Here is a 23545-nt window from a genome sequence, read left to right as displayed (position 1 = left end):
ATGACGTACGAAACGATTCTCCTGGAAAATCACGGCCGCGTGGGCCTGATCACGCTCAATCGGCCGCAGGCGCTCAACGCGCTGAACGCACAACTGGTCAGCGAAGTGAATCAGGCACTTGATGCGCTGGAAGCGGATGCCAACATCGGTTGCATCGTCATCACCGGCTCAAAAAAGGCTTTCGCTGCCGGCGCCGACATCAAGGAAATGGCCGAACTGACTTATCCGCAGATCTACATGGACGACCTGTTCAGCGACAGTGATCGCGTGGCCAACCGCCGCAAGCCGATCATCGCCGCGGTCAATGGCTTCGCTCTCGGCGGTGGCTGTGAGCTGGCGTTGATGTGCGACTTTATCCTGGCCGGCGACAACGCCAAATTCGGCCAGCCGGAAATCAACCTCGGCGTGCTGCCGGGCATGGGCGGCACACAACGTTTGACTCGTGCTGTGGGCAAAGCCAAAGCCATGGAAATGTGCCTGAGCGGGCGTTTGATCGACGCGATTGAAGCTGAACGTTGCGGCATCGTCGCGCGGATCGTGCCGAGTGATGAATTGCTGGACGAAGCGCTGAAGGTCGCCGCGGTGATCGCCAGCAAATCGCTGCCGATTGCGATGATGGTCAAGGAAAGCGTCAACCGTGCGTTTGAGGTCAACCTGACGGAGGGTGTGCGGTTTGAGCGCCGGGTGTTCCATGCGGCGTTTGCGACGCAGGATCAGAAGGAAGGGATGGCAGCGTTTGTGGCCAAGCGGGCGCCTGAGTTCAAGGGTAAGTAATTCGCGAGCTTGACTGGCCTCATCGCCAGCCTGCTGGCGATGCTTTTAGAAGATCAAAAGATCGCAGCCTGCGGCAGCTCCTACACGGGAATATGTGTTTCCTTGTAGGAGCTGCCGCAGGCTGCGATCTTTTGCTTTTAGAGCTGGTAGTTCTTCAGTTCCCGAGCAATCACCATCCGTTGAATCTCGCTCGACCCTTCATAAATCTGGGTAATCCGCGCATCGCGATAGTACTTCTCGACCGGATAGTCTTCCAGATAGCCATACCCGCCATGAATCTGAATCGCCGACGAGCAAACCTTCTCGGCCATTTCCGAGGCAAACAACTTGGCCTGTGAAGCCTCCGACAAACACGGTTTGCCCGCCGTGCGCAAACGCGCCGCATGCAGAATCATCAGCCGTGCCGCGTTCAATTGCATGTGCATGTCGGCCAGCAGATTGGCGATGCTCTGGTGCTCGTTGATCGGCTTGCCGAACTGCACTCGATCCCGCGAATAAACCAACGCCGCTTCAAACGCCGCACGGGCAATCCCCAACGCTTGCGCGGCAATGCCGATGCGTCCGCCTTCAAGGTTGGACAGGGCAATCGCCAGACCTTTGCCGCGCTCGCCAAGCAGATTGGCCTCGGGAATGCTGCAGTTGTTCAGCGTCACCGCACAGGTGTCGGAAGCGCGGATGCCCATTTTGTGTTCGGTGCGATCGACGATGAACCCCGGTGTATCGGTGGGCACCAGAAACGCCGAAATGCCTTTCTTGCCCAGATCCGGGTCAGTCACCGCAAACACGATCGCCAGTTTTGCCCGTTTGCCGTTGCTGACAAATTGCTTGGCGCCGTTGATCACCCACTGGCCATCGCGTAACTCGGCGCGAGTGCGCAGGTTGTGCGCTTCGGAACCGGCCTGCGGTTCGGTCAGACAGAAGCAGCCGATCACCGCGCCGCTGGCCAGATCCGCCAGCCAGGTCTGTTTCTGCGCTTCGCTGCCGTAATTCATCACTGGGCCGCAACCGACCGAGTTGTGGATGCTCATGAACGCGCCCGTCGCGCCATCGCCGGCGGAAATCTCTTCCACGGCCAGCGCATAAGCGACGTAATCAACGTAAGTGCCGCCCCATTCTTCGGGCACGACCATACCCAGCAGACCCAAGTCGCCCATCTTCGCCACGAGGGCGTCGTCGATCCAGCCAGCCTTTTCCCAGGCTTGCGCATGAGGTGCGATTTCGCCGCGGGCAAAGTCCCGGGCCATGTCGCGGATCATCACTTGTTCTTCAGTCAGTTCGAGATCGTGCATGGCTCAGCTCCCGCTCTCAGCAAAACCGTGGAAGAAACTCGCCACATGCGCAGGGTCCAGCGCGGCGAGGTTTGGCGGGTTCCAGCGCGGTGTCTTGTCTTTGTCGATCAGCAGGGCGCGCACACCTTCGATCAGGTCACCGCGGGCGAACCACTGACGATCCAGGTGCAGTTCGAGGGCGAAGCACTGTTCCAGGCTCAAGTGCCGGCCGCGACGGAGCATTTCCAGGGTAACGGCCGTGGCCAGCGGTGAGCGGGTTTCCAGCAGATCAGCCGTGGTGGTCGCCCATTCATGGCTGTCAGCCACGGTCACGGCACGCAGTTGCTCGACCATGCTTGGCACGTCCGGCAGCGCGAAGAAGTGGTCGATGGCCGGACGCAAGGCTTCAAGCGGCGCATCGGGCAGGGTTTGCACGCCGTGTTTGGCCAACAGGTTTTGCAGCGACTTGAGTGGCGTGTCCTGCCATTCCATCTGATCGAGTTTTTCATCGAGGATGGCCAGTTTGCTGCTGTCCAGATACCAGTCAGCGAGCCCGCAATACAACGCATCGGCAGCGCGGATCTGCACGCCGCTGACGCCCAGGTAGATCCCCAGCTCGCCGGGAATGCGCGGCAGGAAATAGCTGCCGCCGACGTCCGGGAAATAACCGATGGCCACTTCCGGCATTGCCAGTCGGCTCTTTTCGGTGACCACGCGCAGATCGGCGCCTTGCACCAGGCCCATGCCGCCACCGAGGACAAATCCGTCCATCAGGGCCAGCACCGGTTTGCGGTAATGGTGAATCGTCAGGTCGAGGGCGTATTCCTCGACGAAGAAATCTTCGTGCAGCGTGTCGCCGCTCTTGAAACTGTCGTAAAGCGAACGAATGTCGCCACCGGCGCAGAAGGCTTTGTCACCGGCACCGCGCAGCACAACGGCGTGCACATCGGCGTCGCTCGCCCAAGCGTCGAGCTGCTGTTGCAGCAGGCGAACCATGTCGAGGGTAATGGCGTTGAGGCCGGCGGGGCGGTTAAGGGTCAGGTGACCGATGTGGTTGCGAACCTCGGCCAGCACTTCGTTTTGCGTGGCATCCATGGACAGAGTCCGCGGGGATGAAGCCTGAGCAGTCATCACTAACTCCCTGCTTTTATTGTCTTTATTCGAGAAGCTCGCACGCGAGCGTTAACGGATCGTAACAGTGCAAATTTGCCGTGTACAACGGGGATATCTGCAGGGGCTGTGTGCGTTTTTACATCAGGTGATGGAATGCAGTACCAGTGTAGGAGCTGCCGAAGGCTGCGATCTTTTGATCTTGAAAAATCCACATCAAAAGATCGCAGCCTTCGGCAGCTCCTACAAAGAGTTCGAGGGAGTCAGGACGGGCGGGTAAAGACTTCACCAATACTGCGCCGCTTGGCATGCAGTTCACTGGCGTGGATCAGTTGCTCAAGATCTTCAGGCGTGATGTCGATGAACGCCTCCATGTCGGCCAGCGCCAGTTTCAGGTCTTCAGCCGTAATCGCCTGGCTGTCGACCGGGGCAACCACGGGCGCAGGTTCGGCGGGGCGTTTCGGGTAACGAATGCGCGTCAGGTTGTTGTAGGCCAAGGCACTGGCCAACATGCACGCAGCCCCCAGCATCACTGGCTCCATGGCTTTCCAGTCCAGGGCGATGGTTGCCGGGTCGGCCAGCACCAGAGTCAGTGCCAACGCGCCGGCCGGTGGGTGCAGGCAGCGCAACCAGCACATCAGAATCAACGCCATGCCCGCCGCCAGGCACGCGCTACCGAGTGTTCGGCCGAGCACATGAGCGACCAGCAGCGCTACGACGCCGGCACACAGATAGCCGCCCAGAATCGACCAAGGCTGGGCGAGGGCGCCGGACGATACGGCGAACAGCAGCACCGCCGACGCGCCCAACGGGCCGATCAGGTGATAAGCCACTTCATGCCCGAAGACCTGGGCGCACAACCACACGCTGAACAGCGTCCCCAGTGCCATGCCGATAGCGGCGCGGCTCCATTCGGTCGGGCGGGTGTTGATGGCGGCGGGTAACCAGCGAGCGAGCATGTAAAACCGATCCTTGCAAAAATCCGGGCAAAAAAAAGGACTTGCCCGGTAAATCCGGTAAGCCCTCGAAGTGTTCCAACATTGGGGGAGGAACGCGCACAGTGTGCCGATCATTCTCGATGCTGACAAATTCATATTAATGCAGTTTGAGTGCATTACTTTTGCATTGAAGCGACCCTGCGCCCACTGACAAAACACAGATAACCACCCAATCCCGCCAGAATACTCAGCGCATAAAACATGCTCGGCGCCGGCGTGTGCATCAGCAGAAACCCACACATTACCGGACTTAGAGCACCGCCCAGTGCCGCGAGATTCTGTGCGCCGTAGTAGCTGCCGCGCAGTTCTTCCGGGGCCAGGGTATCGACGAAGAGGAAATCCGCCGGGTAGATGATCATCTCGCCCAAGGTGAAAATGAACATTGCCACGCACCAGCCGATGAGGCTGTCGGCGAAACTGAAGCCGATCAACCCGACGATGAACAGCGCGGTGCCCCCGGCAATCCAGTACCGCAGGTGTTCACGTTTGAGGAAGCGGCCAATCTGGTATTGCAGCAGGATAACCGTGATCGCGTTGCAGGCGAGCAGGGCGGCCATGGTGTCGAGGGTCTGTTGCTGAGTGTGCGTCACCAGCAGGTACTGCGACAGGTACAAAGTGAATCGCCCGTGCACCAACGTGCTGAGCAGGCAGCCGAGAGTGAACAGGACCATCGTGCGGTCGTTTTTCAGAATGATCAGGGTATTCAGAAAGCTTTGCGGCTGGCCGAGCGGCGATATCGGGTTCACCTCCCTGGCGGCGCCGAGCAGCAGGAACACGCTGCCACACGCAATCGCCCCGGCGACGATAAAAGGCGCGGCAGGCTGGATGCCGGCAATCACCACGCCAATCATCGGGCCGACGGCGTAACCGATGTTGGTCAGCGTGTAGGTCAGGGAAAACGCCTTGACCCGCTGGCCGACGGGCAGGTTCTCGCTGAGGATCGCCTTGGAGCAGATCAGGAACAGCGCCGAGGCGGTTTCGCTGATGATCAGCACCAGCGTGACCAGGTACAGATTCTGCGCGAAGGTCAGCAGCATCAGGCCGATACCGCTCGACAGCATGGTCAGAATCAGCAACTGGCGCTTGTTCAGCCGATCAATGATGTAGCCCCCATAAAGCGACAGCAGTGTGGCGCTGAACACCGCAATGCCCAGCAGCAGCCCGACGTCCTGTGGGTTGAGGCCAAGTTTGTTGCTGAGAAACAAGGTCAGCAATGGGCTGATCAGGGCACGGCTGATGACGACTGTCAGCGAGCTGATCATCAGCCGGCGGATCAGGGGAGAGTAGGTGGCCACGAAGAGGTCAATGTCCTTATTTCAAATGCACAGGCGGGCGTCGCCATCCTCACCGGGTCTCAGTCACCGGTCAACCTGACACAACAAAATCCCCTATGTAGGAGCTGCCGAAGGCTGCGATCTTTAACAATCAAGATCAAAAGATCGCAGCCTTCGGCAGCTCCTACATGGGGCCTCGTGTTCGCAATAAACCGCTCAGGCGACGTCGGACGCATGGGGCCATTGTTGTAGCGGGATTGGCAATTTGCGCGACTCGCCACGGCCCATCGGGAAGTACTGGAAGCCGTTACGCGCCAGCCGCTCGGCGTCGTACAGATTGCGACCGTCGAAGATCACCGGGGTGTTGAGGCGCTGCTTGATGAGGTCGAAATCCGGCGCCTTGAACTGCTGCCATTCGGTGCAGATGATCAATGCGTCGGTGCCGGGCAATGTTGACTCCGGTGTGCCCATCAACATCAGCTTCGACTCGTCCGGGTAGAGGTTCTGGGTTTGCTGCATGGCCTCGGGATCGAACGCGCGCACGCTGGCGCCGGCGGCCCAGAGTTCTTCCAGCAAGACCCGGCTCGGTGCATCGCGCATGTCGTCGGTATTGGGTTTGAACGCTAGACCCCACAGGGCGAAGGTCTTGCCGCGCAGTTCGCCTTGGTAGAACGCATTGATGCGCTCGAACAGTTTGTGCTTCTGCCGCTGGTTGATCGCTTCGACCGCTTGCAGCAAGTCGCTGGAGCAGTGCGCCTGTTCGGCACTGTGGATCAACGCGCGCATGTCCTTGGGAAAGCATGAACCGCCATAACCACAACCCGGATAGATAAAGTGGTATCCGATGCGCGTGTCGGCGCCGATGCCCTGGCGCACCGATTCGATGTCGGCACCCAAGTGTTCGGCCAGTTCGGCGATCTGGTTGATGAAGCTGATCTTGGTCGCGAGCATGCAGTTGGCGGCGTACTTGGTCAGCTCGGCGCTGCGCAGGTCCATGAACATGATGCGGTCATGGTTGCGGTTGAAGGGCGCGTACAGATCGCGCATCACATCACGCACCTCATCGCCCTCGCAGCCGATGACGATGCGGTCCGGGCGGCGGCAGTCGGCGACGGCGGAGCCTTCCTTGAGAAATTCCGGGTTTGAGACGATATCGAAATGCAGCAACCGACCCACTTTGATCAAAGCCTTTTCGATGTGCGCGCGCAAGGTGTCGCCCGTGCCCACCGGCACCGTGGATTTCTCTACCAGAATCAGCGGTTGCTCACGGTGACGGGCAATCGCATCGCCGACCGAGAGCACGTAGCGCAAATCGGCCGAGCCGTCTTCACGGGACGGCGTGCCCACCGCAATGAACGCCACCCGGCCATGCTGGACGGCGAGTTTTTCATCGGTGGTGAACAACAGGCGTTTCGCATCCAGCCCCTCGAGCACCAGGCTGGCCAGCCCCGGTTCGAAAATGCTGACGTGGCCCTGACTCAGCAAGTCGACCTTGTTCTGGTCGACGTCCATACACACCACGTCATGCCCGACTTCGGCCAGCACAGCCGCTTGCACCAGACCGACGTAACCGCTGCCAAATACCGTGATTTTCATGAAGCACTCCTGAATGCGGACGCGCGAGCCAGATGAGTGTTGATCGGTTGATGACCGCGATCAGGGTAGACAGGGGCATGTTTCAATTCGTCTATCGCGCTTGCAACGTCCGCCCGGTTGTCTGAAAAACACGGAATTTCAAGGGCTTGGAATACCGGTCGGGGAATGCCTGATTGACTTTTAAGCCCTTGGCCGGCAGGTTGTGAGCCTTTTCCGGCAACCGGTTGCATTCAGGTTTTGCCGTTTTTTGTCATGTTGTAATGAACTGTTTTCCATTCAAGGCCGTTTCGTTTGATTGACTTGTCGAGTATTGAATCCACCCCGTCCAACACTAATCCGCTGACGCTTTATCTGGCACGTCTGGCGCCTTCCAGCCAGTTGACCATGCGCTACGTTTTGCAGGATGCCGCCGACCGCCTCGGTTTCGAAGAAGTGAATATCGAGGAAATCCCCTGGCACGCGCTGCAACCTGAGGATGTGGTGGCATTGGTCGCCGCATTGCGCGCCGACGGTTATGCGCCCAACACCTCGTCGCTTTACGTGAATGCCGTACGCGGGGTGATGAACGAAGCCTGGCGCATGAGCCTGATCAGCCAGGATCATTTGTTGAAGATGCGTTCGGTCAAGGGCATCGCCGGCACGCGGTTGTCGCAGGGCCGCAACCTCAAGCGCACGCTGATTCATGAATTGATGGAAGTCTGCGCCGCTGATCCGCGTCCGCAGGGGCTGCGTGACGCAGCAGTGATTGCGCTGCTGTACGGCACCGGCATGCGCAAATCCGAGTCGGTGGATCTGGATTTGAATCAGGTCGATTTCACTGAGCGCAGCCTGACCGTCATCGGCAAGGGCAACAAGCAACTGATCAAGTATGCCCCGGCGTGGGCGTTCGCCAAGCTCGATGCGTGGCTGGAACTGCGTAGATCACAGCTCAAGGAAGGTGAAAGCGATGACGGGTTTCTGTTCAATCGCATCCGTCGTGGCAGCCACATCACCCGCGAGCGCATCACCAAACACGCGATCTATTATATCGCCCGTCAACGTGGCACGCAGGTCGGGGTGAAGATCATGCCCCACGATTTCCGCCGTTCGTTCATCACCCGGGTGATCGAAGAGCATGATCTGTCGATTGCGCAGAAACTCGCGCATCACAGCAACATCCAGACCACCGCCAACTACGATGTGCGTGACGACAACGAGCGGCGGCGGGCGGTGGATCGCTTCGATCTCTGATCAGGAGGAGGGCGGGCAACCGCGCGACCCACTGGCGGCCTGAATGATTTGCGCGGCAAGACGTTTGACGTTGTTTTGCTGCGCCGTCACCAGTTCGTCGATGCTTGGCCCGGAAGGCGTTTGCAGGACGGAACGGCAGGTCAGCAGTGCGCTGTCAGTCGCGCCGAGTGGCCGCAAACGCCATTTGACGTCGATCAAACCGTACTGGCCGGGGATCGAATCGAAGCGCTGCACGTCGACGCGCACCGAGAGTTTCTGCTGGCCGCTGGCACTGCTCAACTGGTCGACCAAGGCACTGCGCAATTCATCCGCGAGCGTCGCGCCCCACCAATCAGTCTCCAGTATCGCCAGGCCACTGTTGCCCTGGCGGATGACGATTTGTGCGCGATCGACCTGCGGCGGCACGGTGACGCCTTCAATGGCGATCTCCGATCCGCTTCGGCCAGAACCCGGTTGTGCCGGTACCAGCGTGTGAAAGCTGATCGGATCGCTACGACAAGCGCCAAGCAGCATCAATGCAGCGAGCACGGTGATCTTCAACGGTAAAGCCATGGTTCAGCTCCTGTGCTCAATTACGTGGCGGTCCTTTAAGGTCCATCGGCCCGGCGTTTTCGGGACGACCGCGAATCAACGATTCCGGATGACGACCCAGGTAATCCGAGAACTCACGCAGGGAGCGCGACATGCGAGAGAGCTCGTCGAGAGTCTCATTGATTTTTTCCCGCTGCGGTGAATCATCGGCCAGCGTGGAGTTGGCGGACTGCAGGGTTTTGCTGACATCGGCGAGGGTGCTCTGTACGCCCGGCAAGGTTTTCGCATTGAACTGGGTCAGGCCTTTGCGCAACTCGACCAGGTTGCCATCGAGGTTGTTGGCGATCCGTTCCACCGGCAGTTTGTTGATTTTGTCGACCATCGCTTCGAGTTTTTCCTGCAACTGTTCGAGGCTGCCGGGCACGGTCGGTATGACCACGGGACGAGCCGTCGGATCGAAGGCGACTTTTTCGGCTTTAGGGAAGAAGTCCAGCGCCACATACAGTTGGCCCGTGAGCAGGTTGCCGCTGCGGGCCTGGGCGCGCAGGCCGTTGTCGATAAAGGTGCCCATCAGGCGTATGCCGGCGGCTTCGTCGTTGGGGTCGTGCTTGAAGGCCGTGAGCATTTTGCTGTAGGCCTGACCGAGGCGCTGCGGGTAAATGACGATGCCGACGTTCAGCGGGAAGCTGCGTTTTTTCGCGTCGAAATCCAGATTGATCCCCACCACCCGGCCAATCTCCATGCCGAGGAACTCCACCGGTGCGCCCACTTTCAGCCCACGCAGGGCCTGGTCGAAGCGCAAGCTCAGGTATTGCGCCTTGCCGTTGGGCGGGGCGAGGGCGGTCAACTGGTCTTCGAACAGCTCGAAATCTTTGTCATCGGCCGCAGCGACATCGTTGGGGCTGTAATCCGGCGCCCGGAAGGCAATGCCGCCGACCAGCATGGACGACAACGACTCGGTCTTGACCTGGAAGCCGTTGGCGCCAACGCTGACGTCTATACCGCTGGCGTTCCAGAAGCGGGTGTTTTCAGTGACGAAGGCATCGTTGGGCGAATGAATGAAGATTTCGATGTCGACGCCTTTGCCGTCCTTGCTGAGGGTGTAGGCGACCACTTGGCCCACCGGGATCTTGCGGTAGTAAACCGGCGAACCGATGTCCAGCGAGCCGAGATCCTGGGTGTGCAGCATGAAGCGCTTGCCCGGTTCGCCGTAGGTGATGGGCGGCGGGTTCTCCAACCCCTTGAACTGCTTGGCGCGGTTATTGGCCTGGCCAATGTCGGCGCCGATGTAGTCGCCGGAGAGTAGGGTGTCGATACCGGACACGCCGCCAGCGCCGATGCGTGGGCGTACCACCCAGTACTGCGAGTCTTCGCGGGTAAAGCTTTCGGCCTGCTTGGCCAGTTTGATGGTGGCGTTGACGCTTTTCTGGTCATCGCTCAGCTCGACATCGGTGACCTGGCCGATGACCACGTTGCGATACTTGACCTCGGTCTTGTTCGCCACCAGCCCGCTGCCGGTCTTGAAGTTGATGACGATGGTCGGCCCTTCCTGCATCAGGTTGTGCACGACCAGCGAAATACCCACCAGCACCGCGACAATCGGCACGATCCATACCAGCGATATGCTGAAGCGTCGGGTTTTTATGGGGGCCTGGCCTGGTGCTCGTGGCTCGTCGATGGCTGACGACTTCATCCGTGTCCTCCTCTGATAATTGGGCACTGAGCGTCAGGAACGCAAAAGCACTTCATCAATATAGAAGTGCTTGGCGATAGAGCAAATATGTCTAGCAGTCGGGCGCCATGAATAATGATCGGCAGGTGAAATGCGCTCACCAAACCCCTGTAGGAGCTGTCGAGTAAAACGAGGCTGCGATCTTTTGATCTTCATTCAAATCAAAATCAAAATCAAAAGATCGCAGCCTTCGGCAGCTCCTACAGGGGATCGTGCATGTGCCAGTGTGGTGGGGTGGCGGTGTAGGAGCTGTCGAGTAAAACGAGGCTGCGATCTTTTGATCTTCTTTCAGATCAAGATCAAAAGATCGCAGCCTTCGGCAGCTCCTACAGGGGGCGTGCTTGGGTTAGCCCATAAGTTCGCGCAGGCGATACCAGAACATGCCCAGTGCCAGCAGCGGCGAACGCAGGGCCGGGCCGCCGGGGAAGGTCATGTGTGGCACGCCGCTGAACACGTCCATGCCCTGACTGTGGCCCGCATGAATCGCCTCGCCGAGCAGTTTGGCGCACCAGTGAGTGACGTTCAGGCCATGACCGGAGTAACCCTGGGCGTAGAACACATTCGGATGCTGCTTGAGGCGCCCGACCTGAGGAAAACGGTTGGCGGTGATGCCGATCTTGCCGCCCCACTGATAATCGATGCGCACGTCGGCCAGTTGCGGGAATACCTTGAGCATCTTCGGGCGCATGTAAGCGGCGATGTCTGCCGGGTCTCGCCCGGAGTAATGGCAGGCACCGCCGAACAACAAGCGCCGGTCCGCCGAGAGCCGGTAGTAATCGAGTCCGACCTTCTGATCACACAGGGCCAGATTGTGCGGGATCAGTTGCGCGGCGCGCTCCTTTGATAACGGCTCGGTGGCAATGATGTAGCTACCGGCGGGCAGTACTTTGCCGCTGAGCTGAGGTTCGAGTTCATCCAGATGCGCGTTGCAACCGAGCACCAGGCTGCCGGCACGCACAGTGCCCGTGGCGCAACGCACCTGAGCCGTCGTGCCATGGATGATTTCCAGTACCGGGCTCTGCTCGAATATTTTCACGCCAAGTGACGCCGCCAGTCGCGCTTCGCCTTGCACCAGATCCAGTGGATGTAAATGGCCCGAGCCTATGTCGATCAGACCGCCCGCATAACCTTCGGCATTTACCACTTGCCGGCGAATCTGCTCGGGGCCGACCAGTCGAGTTTCATGGGCATAGCCGAGTTCGGCGAGGCTGACTTGTTCGTCCTTGAACGCGGCAAATTGCGCCGGCGTATTCGCCAGTTCACAGAAACCCCAACGCAGATCGCATTCGATGCCGTTGTCTGTAATGCGCTGGCGCACCAGGTCCACCGAATCGATCCCGGCGCGCTGCAAATAGCGCACGCCTTCCTGGCCTACATACTTGGCGAAACCTTCGACCTCGTGGCCAATCCCGCGGATCAATTGACCGCCATTGCGGCCGCTGGCGCCCCAGCCAATCCGCCGCGCCTCGATCAACACCACCGACAGCCCGCGCTGAGCCAGCTCGATGGCGGTGTTGACCCCGGTGAACCCGCCGCCGATCACGCAGACATCGACGCTCAGATCACCGTCCAGGACGGGGTAGGGTGTGGTCGCCCGAGCCGAGGCTGCGTAGTAGGAGCGGGCGTGTTCGTGGCTGTGCTGATTCATTTGTTCGACTTCACTTTGCTCCAGGAACGGGTCATCAAACGCATGATCGCCTGGGGCGGGGTAGAGGAGATGTAGAGCTTGTCGAGCACCGCTTGAGACGGATACACCTCTGGGTTGTTGACCAGCTCCTGATCCATGTACTGCTTGGCGGCCGGGTTCGGGTTGGCATAACCGACCGAACCGCTGACCTTGGCGATCACTTGTGGATCGAGCAGGTAATTGATGAACGCGTGGGCTTCTTTGGTATTACCGGCGTCGGCCGGAATCGCCAACAGGTCGAACCACAGGTTGGCGCCTTCTTTCGGGATCGCGTAGGCGATGTTCACGCCGTTCTTGGCTTCCTTGGCGCGGTTGGCCGCCTGGAACACGTCGCCGGAATAACCGAACGCCACGCAGATGTCGCCATTGGCCAGGTCCGACACGTATTTCGACGAGTGGAAGTAGGTGATGTACGGGCGAATGCTCAGCAGTTTGGCTTCGGCCTTCTTATAGTCTTCGGGATTCTCGCTGCGCGGATCCAGGCCCATGTAGTTGAGGATGGCCGGGAACACTTCGTCGGCAGAGTCCATCATCGACACGCCGCACTGGCTGAGTTTCTTCAGGTTTTCCGGTTCGAACAGCACGGCCCAGGAATCGATGTGATCGATGCCCAACACTTGTTTGACCTTGTCGACGTTGTAGCCGATGCCGTTGGTGCCCCACAGGTACGGCACGGAATGCTCGTTGCCCGGGTCGTTTTTCTCCAGCAGTTCGAGCAGTTTCGGGTCGAGGTTTTTCCAGTTGGGCAGTTGCGAGCGGTCCAGTTTGAGGAACGCCCCGGCTTTTACCTGACGGGCGAGGAAGTGGTTGGACGGCACCACCACGTCATAACCGGTGCGGCCGGCGAGGAGCTTGCCTTCGAGGGTTTCGTTGGAGTCGAAAACGTCGTAGATCACCTTGATCCCGCTCTGGCTCTGGAAGTCGGCGAGGGTGGTTTCACCGATGTAGTCAGTCCAGTTGTAGACGCTGACCTGTGGCTGGGCGTGGGCTACGGCGCTGAACAGAACGCTCAGGCTGAGCGGGATCAGGGATTTCAATAGACGCATATCGACACCTCTTTAAATTATTGGATTTTTCAGGTGGTTCACTGGTGTTTGGGCTGCCGTCATCGCGAGCAGGCTCACTCCTACAGGGGATCGCATTTCAAATGTAGGAGTGAGCCTGCTCGCGATGGCGGCGGTACAGACGATGAAGGACTTAGACGCTCATCATCAGGAACTCACGCTCCCACGAGCTGATCACGCGCTTGAAGTTTTCATGCTCGGCACGCTTCACTGCGACATAACCCCGGACGAACTTGCTGCCCAGATACTCGGCCACGGTGGCGCACTCTTCCATCTGCGTCAGCGCTTCTTCGATGGTGATCGGCAGGCGCAGGTTGCGGCGCTCGTAGGCACGACCTTCGACGCCCGCACTCGGCTCGACCTTCTCGACCATGCCGAGGTAACCGCACAACAGGCTCGCGGCAATCGCCAGATACGGGTTGGCATCGGCGCCCGGCAAGCGGTTTTCCACGCGCATCGCCTCAGGGCTGGACGTCGGCACACGCAAGCCGACGGTGCGGTTTTCTTCGCCCCATTCGACGTTCACTGGCGCCGACGTGTCCGGCAGGAAGCGGCGGAACGAGTTGACGTTGGGCGCAAACATCGGCAGGACTTTCGGGATGTACTTCTGCAAACCGCCGATGTAATGCAGGAACAGTTCGCTCATCTGCCCATCAGCGGTGGCGAAGATCGGTTTGCCGGTGGCGATTTCCACCACGCTCTGGTGAATGTGCATGGCGCTGCCCGGCTCGTCGCCCACAGGCTTGGCCATGAACGTCGCCGCGACGTTGTGCTTGAGCGCAGCCTCACGCATGGTGCGTTTGAACACGGTGATCTGGTCGGCCAGATCCAGGGCGTCGCCGTGACGGAAGTTGATTTCCATCTGCGCAGGGCCGTCTTCGTGGATCAGTGTGTCGAGGTCCAGGCCTTGCAGCTCGCACCAGTCATAGACGTCTTCGAACAGCGGATCGAATTCGTTGGCGGCATCGATGGAAAAAGACTGACGGCCACTTTCAGCACGGCCCGAGCGGCCCAGTGGCGCCTTGAGCGGCAGATCCGGGTCTTCGCAGCGCTGGGTCAGGTAGAACTCCATTTCCGGCGCAACAATCGGCTTCCAGCCTTTATCGGTGTACAGCTGCAAGACTTTCTTCAGCACGTTGCGTGGCGACAGTTCGATCGGGTTGCCGAACTTGTCGAAGGTGTCGTGGATGACGATGGCGGTCGGCTCGATCGCCCATGGAATCACGTAGACCGCGTCCGCCACAGGCTTGCAGACCATATCGATGTCAGCCGGGTCGAGCAGGTCGTAGTAGATGTCGTCGTCGACAAAATCCCCGGTTACCGTTTGCAGCAGCACACTTTCCGGCAGGCGCATGCCTCGCTCATGCAGGAACTTGTTGGTCGGTGCGATCTTGCCGCGGGCAATGCCGGTCAGGTCGCTGACCACACATTCGACTTCGGTAATCTTGTGATCTTTCAGCCAAGTGAACAGCTGATCGAAAGGGGCATTCATAAAGACCTCGTTATTGGTTTTATTGACGCCGGGGAGGGCGGGTTTCATCTTCCGCCCCTTCCCCTGTAGCGCGTTGACGACTATCTTGGGCGAGCCTTACCGTTCCATCTATCCACTTTAAGCACACCAAAGCGCACCAAAAGAGTGCGCAAGGTCACCCCATGACAACGTGTAATTCGCTCCAGGTTCAAGCTTTCAACACCGCCGATGTGGCCGAGCAAGTCCGCGCCACGCCGGGCTGGGTTCAGCATTACCAACAGATGTCGCCGGGCCATTTCGCCGGGCAGATCCGCTATCTGGATTTGCAGGGCGTCGAGGTCTACGAAGAGCAGATGAACACCCGGGTCGAGCAAAATTTCAGCGCGCCATCGGGTGCTTTGGCGTTCTGTTTTGATCGCAGTGACAACGCGCTGTACCTGCTCAATGAAGAGAGCCGCAACATCTGGATCACCCCGGAGAACTATCAGGAAATTGCGGTAGTGTTCGGCCCGGAATTCGTTCGCCAGCACGGTCTGGATGTGGCCAGACTCGAAGGCCTGTTCATGACGCCGCTCAATGGCGGGCAGAACGCCTTGTTCAGTCGCTGGTTAAGCTCAACTCTCACGAAGTTGCCGCAACCCATTGATCTGATTGAAAAAGAGATGCTTACTCAGCAGTTGCTTGAGGACTGTTTGTTCATTCTTGATAACGCTCGGGTGCATCTGGATCGCAGCGAATTGCAGCGCCGCACCGAAGAGCGAATGATCATGAAGCGCGTCGCCGAATGGGCGGCGGATTCACCCGAAGAAACGCTCAATCTGCTGGAGCTTTCGCAAGTGGCGGGTGTTCCGCTGCGGCAATTGCAGCAAGCCTTCAAGCACTTCACCGGGATGACGCCGAGCCATTGGTTGCGCTTGCGCCGGTTGAACAGTGCGCACCGCGAGTTGCTCAAGCGCAGGCCGACGGAAACCACGGTGGCCGAGGTCGCGATGCATTGGTCGTTTTGGCACTTGGGGCGGTTTTCCAGTAGCTATCGAGCGCTGTTCAAAGAGTTGCCCAGCGAGACCCTCAAGCGTTCGCGAATCGCCTGACCAACAAAAAAGACCTTTGTCTAAAACGTGAAGTTAATTAGAATCAGTCTCATTTGAATCTAACTTCGCGCAGGGTCTCTTGAGATGATTGAAGCAGCAGCGCCCTCGGAGCAGAACCTGCACGACCTGTACCGGGATCACCGGGGCTGGCTGGAAACCTGGTTGCGTCGGCGCATGGGCAACGCCTGGGATGCGGCTGATCTGAGTCAGGATACCTTCCTGCGCGTGCTGTCCAGTGCGCAACCCCTGATCGATATTCAGGAACCGCGAGCCTATCTGCTGACCGTGGGCAAACGCCTGCTGAGCAACTTCTACACCCGCCGCCAACTCGAAAAAGCCTATCTGCAAGCACTGGCGCAATTGCCGGAGGAGAGCGTGCCTTCGCCAGAGCAGCGCTGGCTGCTGCTGGAAACCCTGCAAGCGCTGGATGAGTTGCTCGATGGTTTGCCGCGAGCAGTGCGCAGGGCATTTTTGTGGAGTCAGCTCGAAGGGCTTGGCTATCGCGAGATTGCCGAGCGCTTGAAGGTTTCTGAACGCACGGTCAAACGCTACATGGCGCAGGCCTACGAGCATTGCTTGCTGGTGGATTTCTGATGCGCGTTGCCCCCAGCGACGAAGCGCGTGAAGTGGCCCGCGCTGCTGCGCAATGGTTGGCGTTGCTGGAGTCGGGCGAGGCCACGGATGATGATCACACGCGCCTGCAACACTGGCGCAGCAGCGATCACCGCCATGAAAATGCCTGGCAGAAGATTCAGCTGTTGCGCCAACGGTTTTCCAGCCTGCCTTCGGCATTGGCCATGGCCACCCTGGATCGCCCGGATCCAGAACGTCGTGCAGCGCTGAAACGCGCACTCGGTCTGGCGGCGCTGGTGCCGGCGGCGTGGCTGATTAGTCGGCAATTGCCGCTGGACGTGTGGCGGGCCGATCTGCACACCGGCATTGGTGAGCGCAGTCAATTACAGTTAGCGGATGGCAGTTCGTTGCAGTTGAACACGGACAGCGCGGTCAATATCGATCTGGTTGCCCGTCAATTGACGCTGGTGCGGGGCGAGATGGCGCTCAAGGTTCCCGGCAACTCAGCCTTGCTGATCAACGCACCTTACGGGCGGATCAGCGTCAGCCGCAGTGAAGTCTGCCTGCGCCTCAGCGAACGTGAATGCCGCGTTTCGGTGGTCAGTGGCGCGGTGCAGTTGCAGCCGCTGCACGGGCCGGCGCTGATGTTGAATCATGGCCAGCAGGTCAGTCTGCAAGCCTCCGGCGCCGGGCCTGTCGCGGCGTTCGACGCGTTGATGCCGGGCTGGCGTGAAGGTGTGTTGATGGCGCAGAACCAGCCGCTGGGTGATTTCCTGCGCGAGCTGAGCCGTTATCGATCCGGGCTCTTGCGCTGGGACCCGGCGCTGGAATCTTTGCGCATCACCGGCAGTTTCCGTCTCGACAACACTGATCAAGTCCTTTCATTACTCGCCGCGAGTCTGCCAATCGACGTCCATACGCGCACCCGTTTCTGGGTTTCTCTCGTCCCGCGAAAAAACATTAGCTGAAGGCTGTCCCTTTTTTTCGCCTCGCTGGTCATTTCAGGCAAGTGAACAAAATCGAGAGCTTTTTCCAATGCCCGCAGTATTCCCAAGTCGTTTGCGTCCGTTGTTGCAATTGAGTCTGCTGCTGAGCCTGAGTGCCAGCCCCCTGTTGATGTCGACCAGTTGGGCCGATGGCGCCGAGCGCCGCAGCTATCAAGTACCGGCCGGTAATCTGAGCGCGGCGTTGACGCGTTTTGCCGGTTTGGCCGGGGTCAATCTGTCGGTGGACCCGGCGCTGGTCAGCGGGCGTAACAGTGCAGGGCTGTCCGGAGAATACGGGGTGGAGGAGGGCTTCACCCGGTTGTTGCTGGGCAGTGGTTTGCAATTGCAGCCAGTTGGCGGCAATGCCTACATCCTGGTTCCGGCGGCGGACGGCAGCAGTCTGGAACTGGCGCCGACCTCGATTCTCGGCGCCACCGGTTCGTCAGATGCCGACGTGTTTGCCGGTGGCCAGGTCGCACGACGTGGCTCGCAAGGGCTGTTGGGGTCCAAGGACTTCATGGAAACCCCGTTCAGCATGACCACTTACACCAGCGAAGCGGTCAAGAACCAGCAGGCCCGAACCTTGGGAGATCTGATCGCCAGTGATCCTTCGGTGCGCGCGACCAATCCGGCAGGCGGACGTTACGAGCAATTCACCATCCGCGGCTTCAGTCTGTTCAACAGTGACGTTGCCTATAACGGCCTCTACGGCGTCTTGCCCACTTACACGATTGACATGGAAATGGCTGATCGCGTCGACATCATCAAAGGCCCGAGCCAACTGATCAACGGCATCTCACCTCGGGGCAGCGTGGGCGGCGGGATCAACGTCGTGCCCAAGCACGCTACCGACAAGCCCATCACTTCGTTGACGACCAGTTATGCCTCCAACAATCAGCTTGGTGGTGCAGTGGACGTCGGTCGACGTTTCGGCGAAGACAATCAATTCGGCCTGCGCTTCAACGGCGTCAAACAGTCTGGCGACACTGAATGGGATCACCAGAGTGTCGATCGCGATATGGCTGTGCTGGGCCTGGACTTTCGTGGCGATCGTCTGCGCCTGTCGACCGACATCGGTCATACCGAGCGCGATACTGACGCCCCGCAAGAACGCGTTCAGGTGGCGGCCAACGCCAAGGTTCCAAATGCCAACGACGTGCGCGACAACTACGCGCAGCCCTGGAGCCAGGCGCGAACCAAAGACACCTTTGGCACGGTCAACGGTGAGTTCGATGTCAGCGATTCGGTGATGGTGTACGGCGGTGTCGGCGCGCGTAAAAGCAACCATGATTTCCTGCGCCATGCCGTTTCCGTCACCAACGACGCCGGTGATTTCAGCGTGCTGCCTCGGGATTTCACCCGCGACGAGAACGTTCGTACGGCCACGGCAGGCGTGCGCAACTGGTTCCATACCGGCCCGGTCAGCCATGAAGTCAACCTCGCGGCCAGCTACTTCTACATGGACTTTGAAAACGGCGGCGCCCGCTATGCGGCAGGGCGCAGCAACCTTTACGACCCGGTGACAACGGCCAAGCCCGGCACACCGACGCGTCAAGATGCTAAGGTCTATACCGAAAACCGCTTCAGCGGCGTGGCGCTGTCCGACACGCTGGGCTTCTTTGATGATCGCCTGTTGCTGACCCTCGGCGCCCGCTGGCAGCGGGTCAAGGTCGACGACTGGAGCGATGACGTGAAAGGCGACACCGCTTACGACGAGGAAAAGATTTCGCCGTCGGGCGGCATTCTGTTCAAGGCAACCGATAAATTGTCGCTGTACGCCAATTACATGGAAGGTCTGAGTCAGGGCAAGATCGCGCCTTCGACCTCTGTGAACGAGGATGAAATCTTCCCGCCGTTCATCAGTCGTCAGGTCGAGGTCGGCGCCAAATACGACGCCGGCGCGTACGCAGTGACCGCTGCAGTGTTCCGGATCAAACAGCCTGCCTACGAAACCAATGCCACGACGCGAGTGTTCGGTCCGAACGGTAAACGGCAGAACAATGGGGTGGAGTTGAGCATGTTCGGTGAGCCGCTGAAAGGTTTCCGGCTGCTCGGCGGTGTGATGTATATCGACAGTGAGTTGACCCACACCACCAACGGCACTTTCGATGGCAACCGCGCGCCGGCAACGCCGAAATACAACGTCAACCTGGGCGCTGAGTGGGACGTGCCGACTGTGCAAGGGCTGACGCTGACCGGGCGCGGAATCTATTCCAGTTCGCAGTATCTGGATCAGTCCAACGAGAAGGAGATCGACTCCTGGGAGCGCTTCGACGTAGGCACGCGCTATGCGTTCAAGGTCGATGACAAAAACATTACCTTGCGTGCCAACATCGAGAACGTGATGGATAAACGCTATTGGAGTTCGGCGGGCGCTTCGGACGACAGCGAGCCGGGGCTGACGCTGTCGACGCCGCGGACTTATCTGTTGTCGGCTACCGTCGATTTTTGAAGCTGAAGCGTGAAGGGCGACTGCATCATATTGCTGATAACGTCGCCATACGTCTTTTAATATCGTCGATACACCGTTAACTATACTAAATAGATGTTTAGTTGAGTTAGCTAATGACTTCACGTAAAGGTTGTTAGGTTGCCATTGGCGGTAGACCACCTTTAAGAGCACATATCGCTCGTCAGACACGCGCTCTGATGTAGTCCAACCTAATTTGCGGGGCCAACAATGGAAGCCTACGGCTGACAGACCAGCGCTAGCAATTATAAGTGTAACCGTTCCAAGCGGCAATTCCGGAGTTGGAACAGCATTGCGGAGCTTTAAAAGCTCAGATGCGCTAGGCAAATAAAGACTAACACTCAGGGGCAGAAACACTCTGTAAACCTGTTTCCTGACTTGTTAACCACCGTAGTTAACAAGTCAAAATTGTGGTTAACAACGGTACCGGATTGGCATTTTTCTGAGCTTTTATCTGGCTAGCCAAGAGAGTGTCCGGGGTGTTTGGTAGGAGGAAAGTTCAACAGCCTTCAAGCGCAAGGTGTTCACCGCCCAAACTGTCAGCATTTGCAAGTAAATCAGGCGGCGCTTTTCACGGTGTGGCAGCCCTTGAAATCAACGAACCAACCTCCACGCTGAACGCTTCAGATTTCACGCAGCGACGTGTTTTCGGATGGACTCGCCGCGTACTCATCAAGGGCGACATTTCTGGATCCGCTGCTCATGACGTAGAATCATGAACGCTGACGGGCACAAAGGCCGCGCCAGAGCCTGTAGCGCGCTGATGATTGCTGGACAAGTGATCTGCGAGCAAATCCGTGAACGTGAGGCGAAAGGCTCGATTTACACTATTACTTCCCATTTTTTTACACGTTACTTCTGAGAACTGCTGGCTTGATCTCCAGCACAAGTATTTCTGCGCAATATTCGCATTCTGCGTAGAAGGTTCAGGAACAAGAAAAATCGCATGGGCCGCACGGAATGGGCTCTGAAGCCCGCAGAAGTAAAGTCTTTTCCTGGCAGCGCAGCGCCCACGCAAGGGATTTAGTTCTCAAAATGAAAAGAGATTACTTCCGAGAGCTGCTGGAGGTTTAAATCCTCTGGGTAGTCGGGCCAATCCGGAAATACCTTGTTACGTGTAATGTATATTATGTTAAATCATATATCTGTACGGAACTTCCTATGCTTGAGGTCAAGCTTCACCACTTTTCGATTTTTCAAGCGTCCAGGCTTTTCTCATTGGACGTTCATCCTGACTTCGACACCTGGCGTATGCATGAAAGTTTTGACCGCGTGTGTACAAGAACTCCAGCCGGACACACAAACATCGCTTTTGATGCGTTCAAGCACGCATCGCCGATACAGAGCGTTTACCTGAGGTCATTCGTTTGCGGCGGCAACAACCAATGTCGTTCGGTGGTCCATCCGAGAAAAACACGAGCCCCCTCACTTTTCTGGCGATTCAGAGTCAACGGGAGCCCGGCAGCCGCCACACGTAACCCTATAATTGCCGGTAGAAATCTCTCCCGGAATACAGTGGGTTGAGCCGCGAAATGTTCTTCCATGCTATCGATAGCGCAACGCCTCTCGGCGTCATCCAGCATGGATAAATAAAACACCATCTGGCGCCAGGCATAAGCGGTATTTTTGAGCATCACCAAGCTCGAGTGGTAGAACTTGATTTTCATCTGCAGCCGTATGCATATCCATTGGAAGCACTGCTGAGCAAGTGAACCCAGGTGGCGATGTAGCAGCGCTTTCAAACCGAGCTCACCAAATAGAAGCGAAAGGTTTTGCGTCGTCAGAATCTGTTGTTGCTCGATGATCCTTCCGTTGGTTGCTGAGTGCCATGCACCCAATGGTGCATTAGCCCGCTGTGCGCAAAGGTTCGCCAATGCATCACTGGTATCCAAGTCTCGCTGGAAATAGTTTCTGCTCTTCGATTTCGGCTTATCGGGAAGGATCGCCAGTTGGTTCGTGTCGATGTCGTAATAATGGGCGTAGAGGGTGCCACCTATCAACGAAGCCGCTCGTCTGGCTGCTTCCACGAATTTGTTCGAGAAGGTTCCCATGAAAATGTCCACTGCGACCTCCTCCACAAAAGGAAGATCAAGCTTCGCGGTGGCAGCAAGCGAACCAAACTCCTGAAGTAGTTTGTTCGGAAGGATTGCCTGAGGAAAAGCTGAGAGAGTCGTTGCCGAGGATTCGATCAAAGCTTGTCTGGCTCCCTCAACACTGAGAGCGTGTGCCTCACGTTCACTTTCGACGGCCGCTACCCAAGGCAGCTCACTGATTTTGACTTGGCTCTGAAGGTTGAGCAGCAGTAATGAACGGCGTCGCCGAAAAGCACGATACGTTGCGACAGACAACATACGCAGCGTCGTATCGCGAAATCCAGCACTGCAGATTTCGGCTGTCATCGCCGGCAGTACTCGCGCCACGGTATCCCCAGATGTGATTAATCCCTTGTCAATCAACTCAGTAATGGTTCCCTTTCGACAGCGCTCGAGGCGTCGGCGAACCGCCGGAGGAATGGCGACACCGGTTATCAGCGAATATGCCTTCGCCTCCTCGCCGGTAACGGGCTCCAACAGGGACGAAAAATCAGAGATACCTTCCGAGCTCGAATAGCTGGTCAGACGTTCAGAAACAACCTTGGCGATCAGATGATGCTCGGGCGCGGCCACCTGACGGTGCTGTATTTCTCGGTACTGTAGATGATGTTCAGATTCTGGATGGCCATGTTTGCACACGAAATCATTGACGATCCGCCGAATACGTCCGACTTGACGCCCTGTAAGCGAAGCTGGGTCACGGGAGCAGAGCCTCAGCAACGCGTATAACTCCCCTACCCGATCTCTGAAATGTTCAACATTGAGGATGTCATTGTTACTGGTGGCATCGAACTGACTATTTAGAGCATTGGCCTGCTCAAGCCAGCCTTCAGGATACTGCTGACAAGGCCAATCATCCTCGTACGTCAAGAGGAAGAGCGAGATGGCTGCGTCGTAGAGAGTCAACCGAGTCGTGACCACATGTTTTTGCACTGCCAGGCGCTGCTGCGCTGGGAGTTTTGAAAGCAGCTTTTTGATATCGCCGACATCGAATATGTGCACTTCCGCCGCCGCGAGTGGCAACCCGTCAGAAGCCATTGGAAAGAAACGCAGTTGCTCAAAAAAAGGAGCGATAGACACAATCAGTTTGCGCGCGTCCTCCGTGCGCTGCTGGCCCAACAACCAAGCTACGTACAGTAGCGCAGCCTCTTCTGGTACATCGACCCGATAGTCGCTGTTCACCAGCTGCTTTTGCAGTGCTTCGACCCCCTCATCCGTTAGGTGCCAAATGTTGAGATCAAGTCGTTCAAAACCAGGGCGGATGCCTGGGATTGAGGCGGCCAACCGCCGCTCGTACTCGGTCAGTGCGCCACCGGCCAGATACTGCCCAGTGGCAAAACCACCCGTGACAACCTCCAGGGTGACCCATTCAGGCACATCCACGAGCGGTGTGCGCGAGCCATACAGCGCAGTACCCTGCACCATGTGTTCGACCACCTGCTGCCAGCGTTCAATCCGTTCGTGTGTTTTTGCCTCAGTGTTGAGACCCGATGCGGTCAATGCTCGAGATAACTGAAAGACCGCATAACCGGCGTTTATGCCGGCCATTGCATCCGATTCCCTATCGTGCCTGGACATTTGTCCTTCTGACCCTGCT

17 protein-coding genes are annotated in these 23545 nt (G+C 58.1%); 6 read left to right on the top strand and 11 right to left on the bottom strand.

All coding sequences use genetic code 11. The annotated features are described in order from the left end of the window. Positions 1-774 (top strand): enoyl-CoA hydratase, encoded by a 774-nt coding sequence (locus ACA061_RS13895; protein ID WP_210699994.1) that lies wholly within the window; start codon positions 1-3, stop codon positions 772-774. Between the two features lie 137 nt (positions 775-911). On the opposite strand, the gene ACA061_RS13890 is transcribed toward ACA061_RS13895, so the two are convergent. The 5 genes from ACA061_RS13890 to ACA061_RS13870 all read right to left on the bottom strand — a co-directional run bounded on the left by ACA061_RS13890 (position 912) and on the right by ACA061_RS13870 (position 7020). Continuing rightward, on the bottom strand, positions 912-2063 hold the full coding sequence (locus ACA061_RS13890) for an acyl-CoA dehydrogenase family protein (RefSeq protein WP_497299410.1): 1152 nt from the start codon (positions 2061-2063) through the stop codon (positions 912-914). Between the two features lie 3 nt (positions 2064-2066). Next, positions 2067-3173 (bottom strand): enoyl-CoA hydratase/isomerase family protein, encoded by a 1107-nt coding sequence (locus ACA061_RS13885; RefSeq protein ID WP_497299409.1) that lies wholly within the window; start codon positions 3171-3173, stop codon positions 2067-2069. A 242-nt stretch (positions 3174-3415) separates the two neighbouring features. Next, a complete protein-coding gene (locus ACA061_RS13880) occupies positions 3416-4111 on the bottom strand; it encodes an HPP family protein (protein ID WP_150615579.1) in 696 nt (231 codons plus the stop codon). A 155-nt stretch (positions 4112-4266) separates the two neighbouring features. Further along, on the bottom strand, positions 4267-5445 hold the full coding sequence (locus ACA061_RS13875) for an MFS transporter (protein ID WP_210552759.1): 1179 nt from the start codon (positions 5443-5445) through the stop codon (positions 4267-4269). Positions 5446-5640: 195 nt separating this feature from the next. Next, the gene (locus tag ACA061_RS13870) at positions 5641-7020 is read right to left on the bottom strand and encodes a UDP-glucose dehydrogenase family protein (protein WP_497299408.1); all 1380 of its coding nucleotides are present in this window, start codon (positions 7018-7020) and stop codon (positions 5641-5643) included. Positions 7021-7404: 384 nt separating this feature from the next. On the opposite strand from ACA061_RS13870, the gene ACA061_RS13865 reads away from it, so the two are divergent. Then, positions 7405-8250: a site-specific integrase gene (locus tag ACA061_RS13865; protein WP_224788436.1), complete on the top strand. Its 846-nt coding sequence runs from the start codon at positions 7405-7407 to the stop codon at positions 8248-8250. On the opposite strand, the gene ACA061_RS13860 is transcribed toward ACA061_RS13865, so the two are convergent. From ACA061_RS13860 to ACA061_RS13840, 5 genes are all read right to left on the bottom strand, one after another. After that, entirely contained in the window at positions 8251-8802 is a 552-nt protein-coding gene (locus ACA061_RS13860) for a PqiC family protein (protein WP_497299407.1), read from the bottom strand. Positions 8803-8818: 16 nt separating this feature from the next. Then, on the bottom strand, positions 8819-10474 hold the full coding sequence (locus ACA061_RS13855) for a PqiB family protein (protein WP_210552756.1): 1656 nt from the start codon (positions 10472-10474) through the stop codon (positions 8819-8821). Between the two features lie 385 nt (positions 10475-10859). Then, on the bottom strand, positions 10860-12161 hold the full coding sequence (locus ACA061_RS13850; protein ID WP_497299406.1) for an NAD(P)/FAD-dependent oxidoreductase: 1302 nt from the start codon (positions 12159-12161) through the stop codon (positions 10860-10862). Further along, on the bottom strand, positions 12158-13246 hold the full coding sequence (locus ACA061_RS13845; RefSeq protein WP_497299405.1) for a polyamine ABC transporter substrate-binding protein: 1089 nt from the start codon (positions 13244-13246) through the stop codon (positions 12158-12160). The genes ACA061_RS13850 and ACA061_RS13845 overlap by 4 nt, the downstream gene beginning before the upstream one ends. A gap of 151 nt (positions 13247-13397) precedes the next feature. After that, positions 13398-14756, bottom strand: coding sequence for a glutamine synthetase family protein (locus ACA061_RS13840; RefSeq protein ID WP_150603546.1), 1359 nt, complete (start codon positions 14754-14756; stop codon positions 13398-13400). Positions 14757-14917: 161 nt separating this feature from the next. Here ACA061_RS13840 and ACA061_RS13835 point away from each other — a divergent pair, with 161 nt between their 5' ends. The 4 genes from ACA061_RS13835 (at position 14918) to ACA061_RS13820 (ending at position 19837) form a co-directional block, all read left to right on the top strand. Then, entirely contained in the window at positions 14918-15826 is a 909-nt protein-coding gene (locus ACA061_RS13835; RefSeq protein ID WP_497299404.1) for a helix-turn-helix domain-containing protein, read from the top strand. 84 nt (positions 15827-15910) lie between these two features. Then, the gene (locus ACA061_RS13830) at positions 15911-16420 is read left to right on the top strand and encodes a sigma-70 family RNA polymerase sigma factor (protein WP_210552752.1); all 510 of its coding nucleotides are present in this window, start codon (positions 15911-15913) and stop codon (positions 16418-16420) included. Continuing rightward, entirely contained in the window at positions 16420-17367 is a 948-nt protein-coding gene (locus ACA061_RS13825) for a FecR domain-containing protein (protein WP_497299403.1), read from the top strand. The genes ACA061_RS13830 and ACA061_RS13825 overlap by 1 nt, the downstream gene beginning before the upstream one ends. Positions 17368-17434: 67 nt before the next feature. Then, a complete protein-coding gene (locus tag ACA061_RS13820; RefSeq protein ID WP_497299402.1) occupies positions 17435-19837 on the top strand; it encodes a TonB-dependent siderophore receptor in 2403 nt (800 codons plus the stop codon). Between the two features lie 1367 nt (positions 19838-21204). On the opposite strand, the gene ACA061_RS13815 is transcribed toward ACA061_RS13820, so the two are convergent. After that, a complete protein-coding gene (locus ACA061_RS13815) occupies positions 21205-23496 on the bottom strand; it encodes a hypothetical protein (RefSeq protein ID WP_497299401.1) in 2292 nt (763 codons plus the stop codon). Positions 23497-23545: the final 49 nt, after the last annotated feature.

The organism is Pseudomonas sp. LBUM1668 (genome assembly GCF_059695715.1).
The sequence above is the reverse complement of the archived record's forward strand: the minus strand, read 5'-3'. Positions and strand labels throughout refer to the sequence as shown.